General features: G+C 33.4%; 18 protein-coding genes. 10 read left to right on the plus strand and 8 right to left on the minus strand.

All coding sequences use genetic code 11. From position 1 onward, the window contains the following. Nucleotides 1-283: 283 nt before the first annotated feature. The 3 genes from AAGU22_RS06410 to AAGU22_RS06420 all read left to right on the plus strand — a co-directional run bounded on the left by AAGU22_RS06410 (nt 284) and on the right by AAGU22_RS06420 (nt 2,942). On the plus strand, nt 284-454 hold the full coding sequence (locus tag AAGU22_RS06410) for a hypothetical protein (protein WP_458721364.1): 171 nt from the start codon (nt 284-286) through the stop codon (nt 452-454). Nucleotides 455-1,634: 1,180 nt separating this feature from the next. Continuing rightward, entirely contained in the window at nt 1,635-2,111 is a 477-nt protein-coding gene (locus tag AAGU22_RS06415) for a hypothetical protein (RefSeq protein WP_458721365.1), read from the plus strand. Between the two features lie 120 nt (nt 2,112-2,231). Then, nucleotides 2,232-2,942: a glycosyltransferase family 2 protein gene (locus AAGU22_RS06420; RefSeq protein ID WP_458721366.1), complete on the plus strand. Its 711-nt coding sequence runs from the start codon at nt 2,232-2,234 to the stop codon at nt 2,940-2,942. 41 nt (nt 2,943-2,983) lie between these two features. Here the strand turns inward: AAGU22_RS06420 and uvsE are convergent, their stop codons facing one another. The 4 genes from uvsE to AAGU22_RS06440 form a co-directional block, all read right to left on the minus strand. Next, nucleotides 2,984-3,886: a UV DNA damage repair endonuclease UvsE gene (gene uvsE / locus AAGU22_RS06425; protein ID WP_458721367.1), complete on the minus strand. Its 903-nt coding sequence runs from the start codon at nt 3,884-3,886 to the stop codon at nt 2,984-2,986. Between the two features lie 3 nt (nt 3,887-3,889). Beyond that, nucleotides 3,890-4,270, minus strand: a complete 381-nt coding sequence (locus AAGU22_RS06430; protein ID WP_458721368.1) for a hypothetical protein — start codon at nt 4,268-4,270, stop codon at nt 3,890-3,892. Nucleotides 4,271-4,466: 196 nt separating this feature from the next. Beyond that, nucleotides 4,467-5,036 (minus strand): hypothetical protein, encoded by a 570-nt coding sequence (locus AAGU22_RS06435; protein ID WP_458721369.1) that lies wholly within the window; start codon nt 5,034-5,036, stop codon nt 4,467-4,469. A gap of 162 nt (nt 5,037-5,198) precedes the next feature. Beyond that, nucleotides 5,199-6,659: a TIGR01777 family oxidoreductase gene (locus AAGU22_RS06440; RefSeq protein WP_458721370.1), complete on the minus strand. Its 1,461-nt coding sequence runs from the start codon at nt 6,657-6,659 to the stop codon at nt 5,199-5,201. Nucleotides 6,660-7,200: 541 nt separating this feature from the next. Here AAGU22_RS06440 and AAGU22_RS06445 point away from each other — a divergent pair. Next, on the plus strand, nt 7,201-7,395 hold the full coding sequence (locus AAGU22_RS06445; protein ID WP_458721371.1) for a hypothetical protein: 195 nt from the start codon (nt 7,201-7,203) through the stop codon (nt 7,393-7,395). After that, complete coding sequence (locus tag AAGU22_RS06450; RefSeq protein ID WP_458721372.1) at nt 7,385-8,305, plus strand: DUF5996 family protein; 921 nt, start codon at nt 7,385-7,387, stop codon at nt 8,303-8,305. The genes AAGU22_RS06445 and AAGU22_RS06450 overlap by 11 nt, the downstream gene beginning before the upstream one ends. 621 nt (nt 8,306-8,926) lie before the next feature. Here the strand turns inward: AAGU22_RS06450 and AAGU22_RS06455 are convergent. Then, nucleotides 8,927-9,055: a hypothetical protein gene (locus AAGU22_RS06455; RefSeq protein WP_458721373.1), complete on the minus strand. Its 129-nt coding sequence runs from the start codon at nt 9,053-9,055 to the stop codon at nt 8,927-8,929. 750 nt (nt 9,056-9,805) lie between these two features. Here AAGU22_RS06455 and AAGU22_RS06460 point away from each other — a divergent pair. Continuing rightward, entirely contained in the window at nt 9,806-11,002 is a 1,197-nt protein-coding gene (locus tag AAGU22_RS06460) for an NAD(P)/FAD-dependent oxidoreductase (protein WP_458721374.1), read from the plus strand. A gap of 31 nt (nt 11,003-11,033) precedes the next feature. Here AAGU22_RS06460 and AAGU22_RS06465 read toward each other — a convergent pair whose 3' ends face one another. Further along, nucleotides 11,034-11,162 (minus strand): hypothetical protein, encoded by a 129-nt coding sequence (locus tag AAGU22_RS06465; protein ID WP_458721375.1) that lies wholly within the window; start codon nt 11,160-11,162, stop codon nt 11,034-11,036. 167 nt (nt 11,163-11,329) lie between these two features. Here AAGU22_RS06465 and AAGU22_RS06470 point away from each other — a divergent pair, with 167 nt between their 5' ends. Beyond that, on the plus strand, nt 11,330-11,986 hold the full coding sequence (locus tag AAGU22_RS06470; protein WP_458721376.1) for a nitroreductase family protein: 657 nt from the start codon (nt 11,330-11,332) through the stop codon (nt 11,984-11,986). A gap of 499 nt (nt 11,987-12,485) precedes the next feature. Here AAGU22_RS06470 and AAGU22_RS06475 read toward each other — a convergent pair whose 3' ends face one another. Then, nucleotides 12,486-13,010 (minus strand): hypothetical protein, encoded by a 525-nt coding sequence (locus AAGU22_RS06475; protein ID WP_458721377.1) that lies wholly within the window; start codon nt 13,008-13,010, stop codon nt 12,486-12,488. A gap of 937 nt (nt 13,011-13,947) precedes the next feature. After that, nucleotides 13,948-14,412 carry a hypothetical protein gene (locus AAGU22_RS06480; protein WP_458721378.1) on the minus strand — a complete coding sequence of 155 codons (465 nt, stop codon included), beginning with the start codon at nt 14,410-14,412 and terminating at the stop codon, nt 13,948-13,950. Nucleotides 14,413-15,806: 1,394 nt separating this feature from the next. Here AAGU22_RS06480 and AAGU22_RS06485 point away from each other — a divergent pair. From AAGU22_RS06485 to AAGU22_RS06495, 3 genes are all read left to right on the plus strand, one after another. Then, the gene (locus AAGU22_RS06485; RefSeq protein WP_458721379.1) at nt 15,807-16,244 is read left to right on the plus strand and encodes an ester cyclase; all 438 of its coding nucleotides are present in this window, start codon (nt 15,807-15,809) and stop codon (nt 16,242-16,244) included. A 282-nt stretch (nt 16,245-16,526) separates the two neighbouring features. Then, on the plus strand, nt 16,527-16,811 hold the full coding sequence (locus tag AAGU22_RS06490) for a hypothetical protein (RefSeq protein ID WP_458721380.1): 285 nt from the start codon (nt 16,527-16,529) through the stop codon (nt 16,809-16,811). Further along, complete coding sequence (locus AAGU22_RS06495) at nt 16,795-17,190, plus strand: hypothetical protein (protein WP_458721381.1); 396 nt, start codon at nt 16,795-16,797, stop codon at nt 17,188-17,190. Before AAGU22_RS06490 ends, AAGU22_RS06495 begins: the two co-directional genes overlap by 17 nt. The last annotated feature ends 68 nt before the right edge of the window (nt 17,191-17,258 follow it).

The following is a 17,258-nucleotide window of genomic DNA, read 5'->3' on the forward strand; positions in this document are numbered from 1 at the left end:
GAGTCTGAGTGCAAGTTTAGTAAGCACATTGGGTATTTATTTTTGATCTAAATTATCATTTTGTATTCTCAGGATTGAAACTAACAATTGATTTGGTCTGGTGGTTCCTCAACGTAGAATTTGTCTACCAGCTATTCTTATCCTCATACCTAAAAACCTGTAAGATAGTAGCATTATTTAAGAAATGAGTTACCGTTTTTTAAAATATAAAATTGACTATTTATAACCACGTTGACGGATTACTGTACTAGACATTTAAAGTATGTTGCACTTATATCATTACATGACATCTGACGAATTTGAAAATAAAAAAAGAGACACTAAGAGTGCTCTTGATGAAACAGGAGATAAACTAGAAGCAGGCGCAAAAGCAGTAGCAAATAAGCTCGGTGATACTGACAAAGACATGGGAACAGAGTATAAAAAAGAAAAGTTAAAAGAGGATTTGGAATAAATTTCTTATTTCAAATTTATAATTCATAGTCTCATTCAATCAGAGATAAGCCACTTGTTAAAATCATTTTTGATAGGCATAGTATCGAATACTAGAATAATTCCATATTAACTGTCAAAAATAAAGAATTACAAAAATGGTATTAGTTAATGTTGTTTAATATATATTCCATTAATCTGTTACTAGATGCCGAATAGTAATCAAGGTTTTCGCCCATACACTCGGGACATTTGTTGGACAGAATCAATCTACTATGGTTAATCACCCCAACCGAAGAATGATAATAGCAGGTTTTACAGCGAATAATTTGTGTCCGTCCTTGTCCAGTCATGATATTTTCACATGGTAACTGATTGTGGGACAGTGTTCCTCGTTCACCTCTTACAACTTTTTTTTGTATTTTTTGTAATCTCTTATTCCTGTCTGACTTTGTCAGTACAGATTTTGTCAAAGACATAGGTAATATGACAGAGAATTATGATTTAATTAGATCTCTACGAGCAATGAAAATCATATATATGAAATTTATGCCAATAATTATTCGATTTACTTTTAGTTATGCATCATCCAAAGAACTAATCCAAAATCGATGCATAATTCACACATTTCTGTAAAAAAATACACCAACCAATGCAAAGATATGAAATGAATACTCAATTTAGGTATTGGCACAAACAACTAAAATTAAATATTCTTATCGGGAAGTACAGGATAATACGCAATGAGTTGAAGTACATTAAACGATCCTAATATAAGAATAGTAGAACTTGACTATGATTCTCAAGCTATTTGCTTTCTTGGTCATATCCCAGGAGCAATTCTGCTTGAATAGAAAAATGACATAACTCATCCTATCTCAAGGGAAATTCTTTCTGCGGAAAGTTACAATAAAATCATATTCTCAATTTTAGAAAGGCATACTTCGATCTTCATGTAATCAGACTAAATCAATCTAATTCTTGGTGAAACTGGTTCGAGTCAGGATTTTCTAATATCCTCAGTTTATTTATTCCATGCTGTATTTAAGAGTAGGCTAAAAGTCAAAATAAATTTATTCCACCCAGTTTAGCCGATGAAGTTAGCGATTCTCACGTATTGCAGAATACGCTAGTCGGAATCATGCAAGTAGATTTATTAATTTCGGTAAGGCTCTAGTCCCTAAATTAGCAGGTTAACAGGATTGCGAATTGGAAAATTATATAGTAAATACAAGGATTATGTCTTATTTAATAAAAACATACTAATTTCAGGTATTTTTGCCTTCTTTGCTGGTGCTATCTTTACGCAGTTTTTTTCTGAATTCAATTCCGACAGCCTATCAAACTCGATTGTTACTCTAATCATGGAGTATTGTGTTTACATTCCTATTTTTTCATATTTGTTCTATCTGGACAATAAATACCGCTATATTAACAAGGAGACTGGGAAAAAAAATTATAGTAAGATTAAGACCGATATCAAGAAGCTGATTGCAGCATTTGCAATTTCTGAAGCTATCTATTCGATTTCGAAAGTACTGATTCATTATCAGTTGTTAACCCTTGGTTTCATTGAACCATACCAGACCTCCATGATAGCTTCCATAATAGCTTGGATAATTTTCCTGTTGGTTATTAATCTAAGTATAAAAGCAGTTCGCCTCTTTAAGTCAAAATAAGTCATTGAATTTGGAGAAATACATCTATTGTCCCTATTTTTAGGAGTATTTATCCAATTTAGTCAAATTTTTGTAAATACTCCCCGCTATTAATATTACCCATCGATATTAAATAAAGGCATGAGAATCGGTGCGGGGATTGTATTTTTTGATGACGCTAAAGGCTTGAAGAGATGTCTACATTCAATTGCATCCAACGTTGATTTAGTTATAACCATTGATGGAAAGTTTAAGGAATTTGATGAGGACTATGACATTAGCATTGATGGTTCTAGGGAGGTTGTAGAGTCATTTCCTAATACGAGATATTATTGTTATCCAAACATTACTGAGATAGAAAAAAGAAACAAATATCTAGAGATCGCTGCAAAATTGGGAATTGATTTTTTGATCGTAATAGATTCAGATGAGTATGCTGTAATAGATAAAGAGGAACTGAGGAGAAATTTGCATTTCATAAAGGCTGGGAAGGAATTGTCGGAAACTTGCAATGAATTTATTCCTGAAGTTTATGGAATAAAGATGTTTGATGAACAATATGAAAAACAGAACATGATTATAGAAAGATATAACGAAAGGTTACTTTACAAACCCGGATACCTTCGATATTCTGCGATCCATAGCAATTTAATAGATATCAATAACAGGAATAGGAATTTTACTACGTCAAAATATACTAGTGAAATCGACGGGATCACATTATATAATGATGATCGTCTTAGAAGCTCAAGTTATATTAGTAAAAGTTTAAAATATCAAACCTATCTGTTTAATTCCGAAAGGATGGAAAGAAAAAGAATAGTAGGATATGAGACATTAAGATACAAATAATCCTAGTGTATTTCTACAAGAAAATTTGTTTCGCTGACGCCCTAATTTGAAGCCAAATATGATAATTGGTCAAGGATTTGTCGAGCCTTAGCAGCGCTTTTTTCCTTGTCTTTTATTTCAAGCATAAGGTCGTAACTATGATCAATTGTCGAAGATAAAAAGTTCTTGAACTTCATTACATCCAAAGTATTAGCATGTTTTCCTTTCCTGAAATTTGGTTCTTGATTACTATAGTCTATCATCAGTACCCCATCTCTGTCTTTCTCCCACGTATGGTCTGCGGAACTAATGGCATCTCGTACCGATCGGCCCTCGTTCTTACATTCGTGGTGAAATACATCCAACAAGACAGGAACATTCGTTTTGTCGTGTATTTTTAAGCAATCATTTAGACTAAAACGATAATCATCATTTTCGATTGCCATTCTAGACCTAACTTCATCAGATAAGAGTGTATTATAGTTTTTGATGAACCTATCCAATGAGGAGATTTTGTCATCATAAGTTCCTCCAACGTGGATCTGAATTTTTGCAGTGTTATTTAGCTTCATTGCGTTGAGGAGGGCACTTTGGTAATTGATTTCTCTTATTCCTTTTTCTACAACTTCATTATTTGGTGAATTCAATATGATAAATTGGTCTGGGTGCATGGAAATTCTGATTTTCTTCTCCTTAACAATTTGACCGATATAAAACAAATCTTTCTTGAAATAATTTTCCCAATCAAATTTGCATATTGGGTGTGAAGCGAATGGAATTATATCAGAACTGATTCTAAAAAACAGGAAATCATGTTGAATATTATAGTTCAAGATATCTTTGAGTACCTCAAGATTATAACTGACTGCCTTGATTAATCTTTCTTCAGAGTACGAAGATATTCTAAATGTGGAAATAGTTTTTTTTCCTAACGATTGGTTAATGCAAGGATATCCTATTTTCATTAATTAGACTTTTTCTTCCAAAAATTGTTGGAGGTTTGATTTAGTAATGAAAGATTCGCCACTAGTATCAGATTCCAAAATCGTTTTGGCTATTATTACTAAGGACCTCTTGATATTTGATGTTTTGTATTTTGGGTCGGTTACAGGGTATAATCTCACAGTTATCTTATCAGACTTTTTGATCAATTGAATAAAATAATTCTGGGTAAAACTGGGTTCGATTGTTATAGTATTTATTAGAATAGTATCTTTAGAAACACTTTGAAATGATTCCTTAAAATTATAAATGCAACCTCCATCGAGGGTGCTTCTAATAATCCAACCTTTAAAGTCACTATGAATCAGGTCAAAGTTGACCCGACTATTTATGATAATGTGAGGCATTATTCAAAAAGAGTTTTTTTATTGTTTACCCGGGAACAATAATAAAATCAGACCTAAGAAAATTCTTTTGACTTTATTCTCGATTCTTATTTCTTTATTGAACGGGGTGGGAAAAAAATGATTCAATATTAGTAAAAACCTCCAAGAATAAATCGATTCCAAATAATACTATACTTTGAGGACAAATTATCTAAAGTCAATAGTTCATTCGCACTCCTTGTAAGGTTTTGAGCTCCATCATTCTACCCGAAATGTATCCCAAAAGTACCCCGTAAATGATATGAAAAGCTAGGGAACCCAGTATGATTATAGGGTAAAGACCTTCAAAATTTGTGACTATTGAATATACATATTGATTGGGGGTCATTGAATTTTTAAATGAATCGATCATCGGTTGAATAGCGAATGTTGCTACTGGTACAAATAACAATGTCCATAAAAGTACTCCCACAATAATCCCAGTTACCAAGCCATGCCTTGCATTATAAGGAGAGATGCGACGCCAAAATATTGATACTTGCCCAAAAATATTACCAGCGATGGTACCTGTTAATAAGTGTAAAGCAAAACCAATTAATGGAGCTGCAGCGGGATCATAGAAACCCAGCGATACTCCTATTATTCCAAAAAATGAACCAGGTGGCGTTTGGGAAATAACATCTATTGAAACTAACAATCCTGATATTCCCCAAGATGCAATGAAACCTGCTAGGGAACAATAAAGTATGAACATTTTTGGGGAATCTTCAATTTTGGATTTTAACATAGCCTGATATGGATAATCTATTATTTAAGAAATAGTAAAAATGATACCATAATGCCTAACTCTTTATAACACCTGTTTCATTTCCCAGCATTCTTTAGAAAGGTGCTCAATACTTATTCTAGCACCTAAGAGTATTTTTTAATTCTCAAAATTTGCTTGGATTTATTGACGCTCTAGGAATCCCTGCTCCGTCTTATTTTCAATCTGACGGCCCAAAAGAAGTCTTACAGCATCCTCTAAATTGGTATTCATGAAGGGGTAACCAGAAGTCAATAGCTTTTGGGGTTTTACAACACCATTGGAATCGCTAATGGTATCTGCGAAATCTCCAACCGCTAGTTTCATGGATCCATAGCCAATTCTCAAAAAAATCTGATTTTCTAATATTTTTGAAATAGTTTCAAAAAAATCTGAAGCCTTTACCGGGTTGGGAGACACTACGTTAATAGGTCCACGGATGTTAGTGTTTCCAATCACGTATAAGATACATCCTATGACATCCTCAATTGATACCCAATTAAGAACGTTGGTTCCTTTACCAAATCCTATTCCTGTTTTTAAGTAAGAAGTAAGAGTAAGTGGTTTCAATATTCCTCCCCTTGGAGATAGTATTAGACCAAAACGGGCATTTATCACCCTGATACCTATAGCTTCAACAGATTTTGAATGCGATTCCCAGTCAACACACAAGTTGGCTAGAAACCCATCTCCTGCTGTAGTTTCTTCTGTGACAACCTCTTCGCCACGATTTCCGTAATAACCAATTGCTGAAGCACATAATAAAGTTGAAGGAGGTTTTTTAAGTTTCTTTAAGGTGTTGCATAATAGCTCGGTTGTTTTCACTCGGCTATCACGTATGCGCTTTTTCTTTGATTCTGACCATCTACCACCTAGGTTTTCTCCGGACAAATGGATAACAATGTCAAATCCTTCTAGATCAACTGGGTCAATCATACCAGTTTCAGGATCCCAAATTCTGAAATTTGAACTGTTATCGCTCTCAGGGTATTTCGAAGTGGGCCTTACCAATTTTGAAATCTTGTGTTCTCCAACGGTTTCTAGAAAAGGAATCAGAGCAGATCCAATTAGCCCAGTAGATCCGCTAATTAGAATTCTTTTTCCCCTATTCTCCTTTAGCAGGCCCCATAATTTCAAATCATTTTGCAATATTCGATGTCGATAGCTGAACATTTGAATTAGGGTTTTATTGATTCGATTCCTGAAAATACTAAATCTATTTAATCCGTATGGTAAAGAATACTTTATTTTGTCTTCCATTATACATCCGCTTATTTCATTAGGAGCAAACGAGTGGGTATGCATCCAAGTCTTTAACGGCCCCTTGATCATTTCATCTTGAAATATTTGATCTTGAATGTATCCAAAGTGCTTTGCAATCCATTTTAATTTTAGCGGTCCATATTGCAATACTAGAATACAAATTGCTCCATTTTCTAGCCCATTATTTCGTTTAATAATTTTTAGAAAACTCCAAGGTGGGATCATTCTATCTATTGCCCTATATCTTGCATGATAATTGAAGGCATCATGTACCTCATAAGGGATTTCAACCCGTTTCGTAAAAATTGCGGGTTTGTTTGATGAATCGCTTGAATCTTTCAATAAAATGATCTAAATCTAGTATTCACCTTAATCTGTTTTTTGCAATAAAATTAAAGTGTTGGCAGCAGAAAAATACACATAGATAAATAAAACTATCTTTAAGTTTCGTATGTATAGTATGTTTTTTCGCTATTGCTGATCTTTTTTGTTTCAAAAATAGATAATTCTTTTCATTCATCCTCTTCTAGTCGATTTGATCTCTTCAAAGCAAATTAAATAGATATTAAAAGGCTAACTGACAACTCATAAACCTAGAATAACATATTCAAATTCAAAAACTGTTATCTTTATTGTTTTCATCATATTGGCCGTAAAATGGATGTTGCAAGCTAGCCAATTGTTTCCGAAGCATTGTATTATCCATTTGAAAACTATTTTTGCCAATCCAATGAATTTACTTAGCCCTCGAGTAGTCAATATATCTAAGAGGGATGAGGGAAATGAATTTTGATACATTCAAGATGCAAATCCTCAATTTTTGAATTCATATAAATTTATGGGACACTATTTTGTTTAATTAGAACCTGAGATATAGGAAAATATGAAAAATTATGCCAAACAACAGACGGATGCTTTTTACACTGGGCAGACCTTAATTCTATGCAAGGATAGTCATGATCTGCTTCACAATAGGTCGGATCATTCTGAACTTATAGGGGCGCTTAATTTGGCACCAAAAACAAGAGAATTTGAATATTTTGAGATATCAATTCAGAGATTGGAGAATGAGATATAAATTGAAGAATGATGAAATGTGGCCAACGCTTCCTGTTGCTTCCTGGAAGGAAACATATGCAACGTTGCATATGTTAACACAAATCGTGGGCAAGATCCGGCTTGCAACAACCCCAATGGAAAATCATTGGTGGAACTCTACACTATATGTTACACCAAACGGGCTAACCACATCCGTGATGTACTATAATGATATCCCTTTTAAAATCGAATTTGATTTGAACAAACATTTCTTAATTATTGAGCAAGCTTTTGGTTACGTTAAGAAAATTCCCCTAGAGTCAAAGCCAGTAGCAGATTATTATAAGGATATAATGTCAACACTGGAATCAATTGGTATTTCATTAAGGATCTGGAGTACGCCAGTTGAGGTGGAAAATGGAATTCCATTTGAGAAAGATTATAGCCATTCAACCTATGACAGTGATTCGGCCAACAAATTTTGGCGGATACTTATACAGTCTTCACGATTATTTACAGAATTTAGATCAAGTTTTTTGGGCAAGGTCAGTCCAGTTCATTTTTTTTGGGGAGCTTTTGATTTGGCTGTAACTCGTTTTTCTGGACGAAGAGCTCCTGTTCATCCTGGTGTTCCTAACTGTCCGCAACATGTAATGGTCGAAGCATATTCTCATGAAGTTAGCAGTTGTGGATTATGGCCAGGAGGTGGACCATTTGAAGGACCAGTATATTATTCGTATTCATACCCTGAGCCTAAGGGATTCAAAGACGCTAAAGTCGAGCCTGCAGGAGCGTATTACGAGGTCAGCATGGGAGAATTTATTTTGCCTTACGAGAATGTTCGGAAAAGCGAATCACCAGATCGATCATTACTTTGCTTCCTTAAGAGTACTTATGAAGCTGCGGCTGAGGCAGCAAAGTGGGAACGTACCATGTTGGAAAGACAATAACAGTCATATTTGAGTCCTATATTGAATTATCAGTATGCCTTGGCTTGAGAGGCTACCAATCTATTCCATGCCAATTCAAATGATAAATTACAATATTAAGCATAATTTCGCTGTTAATACCATCTCCCTAAGCCACATAATTCCAAAACCATATATCGGATACATCATAAAATTTTAAAATAATTCTTCTTGTATATGTTTGAATTAAGTATGTTGCAGGACAAAAAGACCAGATGTTTTCTATTATTTCAGAACTAAGTTTTATCATTTCTTGAGAAGCAGCAATATTATTCCATGCAGTTACACCTTTCTAGTTTAACCCCTTTGATTTGGATTATATCTAATACCTTGCTTGTCAACTGGATAAAACAACTAATAAGATATGAATGATGGTTCTCACTTTCTATTCAAATTTTTGAACTCACCTATTCCTATAACATTGTCTTTAATTTCCGAATCTTCATTCCATTTCGGTGACGGAAATGACAATTCTCTGTTCTCTAATAATATCCTTTATTGTCCTAAAGACGATTGCAGCTTTGAGCTTCTGTAAATGACTAGAATTAAATGTCTTTAACAGAAAGATCATTGAGGTTCTTGTTATTAACTACCTTACATTTTTTAGTTAGTGGTATTTATATTAGGATAAATAATTTTAAAGTCATCTTTCATGCTGACGGTAATCCAGTTTCGGTTTTGTGCTTCTATTAGCGCATTTTCAGCATGTATGTCATAGGAATATTCTCTCATGGCATCATCGTGATGGACTAGAATTTGAAGTGATCTGCCCGGGATGTTATCGCTGAATTATTAGTTTGTTGTGATTGCCTATACTGGCATCGCCCATTTTACTAAACAGCATGAGAACAGCTGATTGCGGCTCAAAAACCTGATGGTAGTGTTCCTGGATTTAGCAAATCAATGATTATAAATGATAAAAATCTTGGTTCTTCTAAATTAAAAATATTTTGAAAATTACTATCATACAACTATAGTAACTGCGTTGGCATATATATTACGACGTGATAGCAGCGATATGAATGATTTTGGCGTATCTGTTTATAGCCTAAACTATAGGCGTGTTTTAAATGCGATTCCTTTGATATAGTCTATAAACCAAACCCCCCTTATCTTCAATTATGTAAATATATTCTTCATTTGAATTTTGAGATGTGATTTGTGGTTGGCCTATTTTCCTTCCCTCAATATTGGTCATACGCGTTCACATCTATTGTATAAACAGAATCCAGCCAGTTAAAAGCTCCTTGAATCCCATTCTCCGAAAGTATTCTTCCTAAGTTATATTGCACTAATCTACGGGGTTCTGTGAGATGCAATACACTTTTGATTGCAACTTCAAGTAGATAATTATGATGTGCTGATTCTAAACTCTGTCAAAAGACGAATATTATTCGTAAAGACTTTTGGTTTGAGTAGACATTCGTATCTCGCAATAATAATAAATCTTTTTACGATATAATTGACTATCTATCTTGGTAATTGTCTTTAGAAGGTAAACGGGTCTTAATTTTGGGTGCAGGATTCGGCGGATTAACAACTGCTAATTTATTGCAGAAAAATCTTTCTTTATCCTCAGTAAAACATCAAATTAGTATTGTCGACTCCAAAGACTATTTCATAATGGGACTTGTAAATTTATGGATTTTAAGTGGAATAAGAACACTGGATGATTCTAAAATAGCATTAAGCAGGCTAGAAAATAAAGGAATAAGATATTTAAATGCTGAAGTAAAGGCAATTGATCCTGTCTCAAGGACTGTGACACTCAAAGGGAATTCGACTCCTAGATTAGAATATGACTATTTGGTGATAGCATTAGGATCAGAGTTTGCACTTGAACATGTCAAGGGATTTTTAGAAAATGGTGGTACTAATCTATATGATGCAGAGCAAATTCCAAAATTAAGAGAAAAGATACTTTCGTTAAAAAAGGGGAGAATAGCAATATGCATAACCTCTGTTCCATACAAATGCCCACCAGCACCATATGAGGCATCTCTCCTTATCAATGATATTTTAGTTAAGAATGGTACAAGGGATTCAATTGATATCGAAATTTATACACCTACTCCAATTGCTTTGCCTGTAGCCGGAGCACAAGTGAGTCATGAAGTTATTAACCTTCTCAATGATAACCATGTCAATTTCCATCCGTTACATAAAATAAAGTCAGTATCAGACACAAAAGAGATAGAATTTGAAAATGGACATAGGGTAAAATATGATTTGTTGATAGGTATCCCTCCTCATAAAGTTCCTGAAGTAATAAGGAATTCTGATCTAGTAAAGCAAGGACAAAACTGGATTAATGTCGACAAGTTCAGTCTTAAGACAGATTATCAAAATGTTTTTGCGATAGGAGATGTAAATGAAATTAAAGTAACTGAAATTGTGACTATTCCTAAAGCTGGAGTATTTGCAGAAGCTCAGGCGAAGGTAGTTAGCCAACAAATTATTGATGATATAGAAAACAACAAGGATAAACGATCATCATCAAAATTTGATGGAAAAGGTTTTTGTTTTATGGAAGTTGGAAGTAAGAAGGCAGGGTATATTTCCGCAGATTTTTATAATGAAAATGGTCCTGTCACTCTACTTGAGCCACCATCTAAGGAATCATACGAAAAGAAATTAAATTTTGAAAGAAGTAAGGTAAGTGAGTGGTTATTATCGTAGTCCGCTACCTGTGTGTCTCCTGTTCTTTTACTTAAGCCACTAAGGGTTGCTCTTCTACTTTCTCAATCTCTGGTTGCTGTTCTTCTTCCTCATCAACTAACTTATCAATTTTCCTCTTGAAGAGTTTGCTATATTCGTAGTCTGATATGAATACGCACATACAATCGTCTCCTGTAGTATATTACTTAAACAGATTCCTAACGGATTATTTTACATGACAATATATCTCCAGGATTAGATGAATTAGTATTTGATTCCATTAGAATGAATTACACGTATATCGAAATTTACATTAATCTTATAAATCAAGATTTAGGGGTCATAAGTATGACCTCTTTAACTCCTGAAGAACTACTTACAACTACAAGAGCTGTGAGAAAGAGACTTGATCTTGAAAAACCTGTAGAAATTGAATTAGTTAAAAAATGCATAGAAATAGCCCAGCAGGCCCCAACGGCTTCCAATAGACAGAATTGGCACTTTTTGATTATTACTGATCAATCCATGAAGAATTCATTATCCGATCTCTTTAGAAAAGGATGGCAATCCTATATAGATTCACCAACTTCTGTTGCAAAGACTATAAGTTCTGATGATCCAAAGAAAAGTGAAACTCAAAGGAAAATATATGAATCTGCGAAATATTTGGTAGACAATTTAAGAAACATCCCTATATTTGTTATTCCCTGCATTGAAGGTAGAACCGATGGATCAAATATTTCTGTGGTAGTCCAAAGTGCTATATGGGGATCCATTGCTCCTGCAGTTTGGAATTTTATGCTAGCTGCCAGGTTATACGGATTGGGCACAACTTGGACTAGTTTTCACCTTTTGTTTGAAAAAGAGTCTGCTGAATTATTGAATATTCCATATGAAAAAGTTATGCAAGTGGCCTTACTTCCCGTAGCATACTATAAGGGAAAATCCTTTAAACCTGCACCAAGAGATCCGATAGAAAAAATAATACACATTAATTCATGGTAGGTAGTTTTACCATCATTTATTAGAACATATCATAGAGATTATCTTATTTTTTACTGTCTAAGATAAATAACAAAAACCCAGGGATCTAATGAGGACTTTTTTCAAACCATTCCGATAATTTTCAGAGGTATCAATACTAGTTAAATATTCATATAATTCTTTTATTAACAGTCGATTCGTATCACTCTCTACTTTAACCTCTATATTTTTTACGGTTGTAATTAATTTAGCAGGCAATGATATGTTCTCCTATTTGTAGTATAACCGATGAAATATTTGAAGTCATGTGAAGAACGGGCCCGAAGGGGTTCGAATCCATGAGGGACATGGGAACTGTAAATATTAAAAGGTATTTACAAAGGCATTGGGTGTCTAATTTGAATTATTACTAATATCAAGAATCAAAGTTTGTACATCTTGGCGATCGGTGGATTAGCAAATATAAATTCAAAATTTTATTGATGGTTATATACTAGGAGATCACAAAAAATAAAAAAATTCAGTCCGAGTCTCCATCATCATCGGATGATGAGGGTGCTACTGCTGGAGCTGGAACTATTACCACCTGCATTCCACTGGCGTTTACCAATTCTTTTTGAATCTGAACTATATTATCTTGTGCAGCACCAATATCATCATTATTTAAAGCTAAGATAGCAGCATTTGTGTAATTAAGTAATTTTTCGCCCAATTCGGGATCTTGTTGCTTTGACTGATTGGCTTGTGCAGGTTGTTGTTGAGCTTGTTGTGTGGTATTCTGTCCGCTTGTCTGGTTGGCTTGCTCTAGCTGTTGCTGTGTTTGATTAGATACTTGTTGCTGTGTTTGATTGGCTTGTGCAAGTTGTTGGTTGGCTTGCTCTAGCTGTTGTTGAGCTTGTTGTGTGGTATTCTGTCCGCTTGTCTGGTTGGTCTGATTCGTTTGACTTATTATTTGACCATAGATATTAGAGCTTCCGGCATTTAGTAATAGTACCAAACTAATGGTTATTATTAGTGTAATACTAACGTTAATGAAAGTCTTCATTGTAGTATTTGATCAAACAAAGTTTTTATAGTTTTAGTGAAACATCTTTTTGGATTAGATTTGGATCCTCAATTATTTTTCTTATTTCATTTATTATGAACATTGAAATTGCGGATGTATATGTAGATCGGGCTGGTCAATTATGAGACAGTCATAGAAATCATCATACACGAGTCATAAGAGAAGTATTTCTTTTAACACGATAGATTCAAATTTTCTCAGATCGTATTTGCGGGATTGAGGTTTAGCTATTGATAAAGTTTTCCTCCAATCTCTTCTATATTTAATTCTCTTTCAAACAATTGACTCAATATTGATTGTATGATAATTCTCAAATCAAGTCGTTTTTTTAATTAAGGCCTCAGGTGAAAGATTGTTTTCTATTAGAATGCTTTTCAATCTCTCAAGGTTCTGAATTTCAAAGCTAGTTTTGAATGTTCTGTCCCTATTCCAAAACTATCAGTTGACGTGTTCTCAAATCCATAGAATCTTTCTGCAGCAAGAAGACTAGGCCTATATCTTATTTTTATAGTGAAAAATAACCATAGAACAATTCTATAAATAGGTTTCATTTCTTAGAACTGAAGATACATTTTTTATTAGTTAAACAAGATTATATGTTAACTGAATTTCTTTTAAGCGATTTTATTTTTTCTAATAATTCCTTAACTTAGCATTAGTCCAAAGGGCTTCAAAAATGGAATAATAAGACAATACATTACATTACATTTGCTATAGAATAATTTGCAATACCATTTTTATATCCTTATATTATCAAATAAGATCGTGATAGTTGAAGGAATAATATGTTTGGTTATAGGAATAGTACTTTATTTTATTACTCCGTTGTTTCACTCCCCGTCAATAAGTCGTATTCTGCAATTTTGACTGTAGAAATTTCGACAATATTAGTACTAAATGGACTATTCACTTAATATTATTTCTTTAAATTACTATCGGACTGCACTGAGCCATCAGGATTGGGAATAAACTTATCAAAGTTAGGTATCTTGTGATATTCTTCATTTAATCTCTCAGCATTAGAGAGGTAATTATCTTTAATGAGGTCCAACTGGTTGAGCATTGATTTTTTTGATTCCTCGTTTAGAGTTAAAAAATCAGATTCCATCTTTTCAATATTTTTTACTATCTCGCTATTTCCAAACATGCTATAATAGGTTTTCATAATAGAAGCATTCGTTTTGATAATTTGTATTTGCTGATGATATGCGGTTTCAATCATGTTTTTGAATTGAGTATAATTTAATTCGATCGTTTGTATATGCTGACGATATGCATTTTCATATATGTCTTTGAATTGGCTATAATTTGATTCAATTGTCTGTTTTTGCTGACGATATGCATTTTCATATATGTCTTTGAATTTTTCATTTGCAGTCATAATACAGTCTAATTTTTTACTTAAGAATAGTTATATAAATATTGTTCTTGTTATTTATTAGTTAGCCTCTGTTCACTCAAGCATTTACAATTCAAGATTATGAGAGTCACAAACAGATCAAACCAGTTACATCATCTAAAGAAAATGTTGATTCACAGTTGGCCACCATTGTTGTACGATTAAGGTATAGTGAGTCCATTGCCGGCGTCAACGATTGTAAACTGAGTGATTATTACTAATGAAAATACTATAAGGATATTTTCAGTCTCTTTACTGATAATTTTTACAGACATCTTATCTTATTCATTCAATATTCCCGAATAACATATTGAACCTTTCAATATCATTATCCTCTATACTTTTGCTCGATTGGACATCAGAATTATTAAAGAACACTTCATTGTAGCATATCGTTACCTCATTTTATGGTGGTCTGTTATTAATCTGGCAAAAGTTTTAAAATCTATATTTATAGGGTTTGGGCAATGCTTCTTCTAGGTTATGTTATTATAATACTTGTAATTGTTCTTCTTTTCCCTACCAGTCTATTCTATTAATGGTGAAATCGTTTTTAATGTTTTTTCTGCAATAGTATTCATTGTTGCAGGACCTGCCTTGGGATATCCCCAACTATTGTCATTGTTGCTAAACGTGTAACGATTCTGAATAGCACATTAATATTTGTTGCTTAATTGACATGTAGTATTAATTCTAATTCGGTGTTATCTACCTTCAATTTAATATAATTCAAATCACAAATGCTTACAGTGGGATTCTTACATGCTCAAGAGTAATTGTGTTTCCATAAACTGAAACCCTGCTGACAGTAATCCATGTTGTTTGAGGCTATCTATTTGCCAAACTTAATAAAAAGTATAATCCTCAAATCACTTGCATCTGAGTGATTGTTTGAGATATTTGTATTTGTACGGACTGAGCAGTCTGGACTTGGTCTTAATTTATCTATGACTATAGGGCTTATCGTCTTTCCATACGTTGATATTGCTTTTTTTGCATATGATGTCCTACAACAACGGCTCCAGCGACTGAAGTTCCTCCTGCGATCATTCCACCAACGACAAGTCTTCTTCCTACCATAATTTGGATATACCGTGGATTATTATATAAATTTTACCTAGCTATGGGTATGAAGTGTGTATGCATCTTTGTCTGTCGCTAAAGAAATACTTACTGCTGAATGCGATACCTCACAAAATACCCCAAACATGTTCTTATCGGGCTGTTGAATTTGCTGACAACAGAGAATAGTTGTACTTAGTTGCTTTAATCATCGATTATAAACGACCGAATTTCTGTAGGACAACCACATTATATAGTTGCATCAATTCTATCTTCACCGATAAGTTAAATTAAAACTTCCCACAAATATTCATATGTCTTCTACAGAACACAAACGGATTGTTCACGAATTCATTGATGAAACTTACAATAAAGGGAATTTTAAAAATACAGATAGATACGTAACTTCTGATTTCATATACCATGCTCGTGGTGTGAGCATTGAAGGGATCGAAGCCTATAATGAATGGGTTTCCTCAGATCGTAGCATATTTCCTAATATTCATGTTACAATCGTAGATAGCATAGAAGAGTCAGAGTCAGGTAGAGTTGCTTCAGCTTTTATCGTAGAAGGTACTCAAGGAAAGGAAATTCCTGGCATCCCAACTACCAATAAGGATTTTGAAACAGTAGGAATGAACATGTTCCATTTTCAAGATAACAAGATAAAAGAGGGATGGGTTGTAGTTGATGCGCTTACTGCAGCAATACAGCTTGGTGCGATCAACTTACCATCTTCTGAGGCCGACTAGAAATTATCTGTCTATCCCAAATGCTATATTTTATGAATTAGCAAAGGTCTAAATGAAGTAGTATCTGCTCTTAATAAGATTAGCACCTACAGTGCATTATAGATAATTTTTGGTTTTGAATTTATCAATAAATTGTTATATTTACCATATTTACCATATTGAATGGCCAAACCTAATAATATCTCAAATTAAAACTCTGCAAAAAACATTTTAGGCTCCATTATCGAATCAGGTTTAGCGTTACTATACTATATTGCTGGTTATTATGTTGTACATAAAGAAATGTTATGTAGTGCTTTAGAGAAATTCAATGAAAATTCATTTGCACTAGTTCAGTGTGGATATTCATTAGTAAATAAAAAGATTGTCAGAAAAGAACCAAAACAAGAATTTGACATAGTAGAAGCGAAGAATTTTGGAGATGTAATTCACCCAATTGATAAAAAAGACCAATCTGCTGATAAGGATTTTCAGTATTTTAAATATAGAATTAAATTTGATGCAGTGCTCGGACTAGCGTATATAGGTTATAAAAAAGGACTGGGTAAAAATGCAGACAAAAGATGAGGAAACTAAAGATATACTTGATAATTATTTATCAAGAGATACAGATGAAAAAGAGGATCATTGTGCTACAGACTATCTAAAATCTATTTTGTATGTGAATAAGATACGAAACATAATTGATAATAAAGTTAGTGATCGTAACAAAAGTATTGATGAATTATTTAAGTTAGTTTTTGACACATTTGACAACGCAAAAGTTCAGGTTAAAGATGAATTAAAAGATATTGTTGCTCGTGCACATAATAACTTTGGAATATATTATTTAAATGAAGGACTTTATGATGAGGCAGAAGTACAATTCAAAAAGGGAGTTTGTAATTATTCATTAAACGAAACAGTTGCAATGAGTTTGTTCATAGTCTGTCTATGTTCTTTGTAAAAGTGATCCTTTAAGTTTAGATATTGTAATAAGTATAAAGAATCTTTTCCCTCTTTAATCAATGCTAT

This window comes from Candidatus Nitrosocosmicus sp. R (assembly GCF_054408505.1).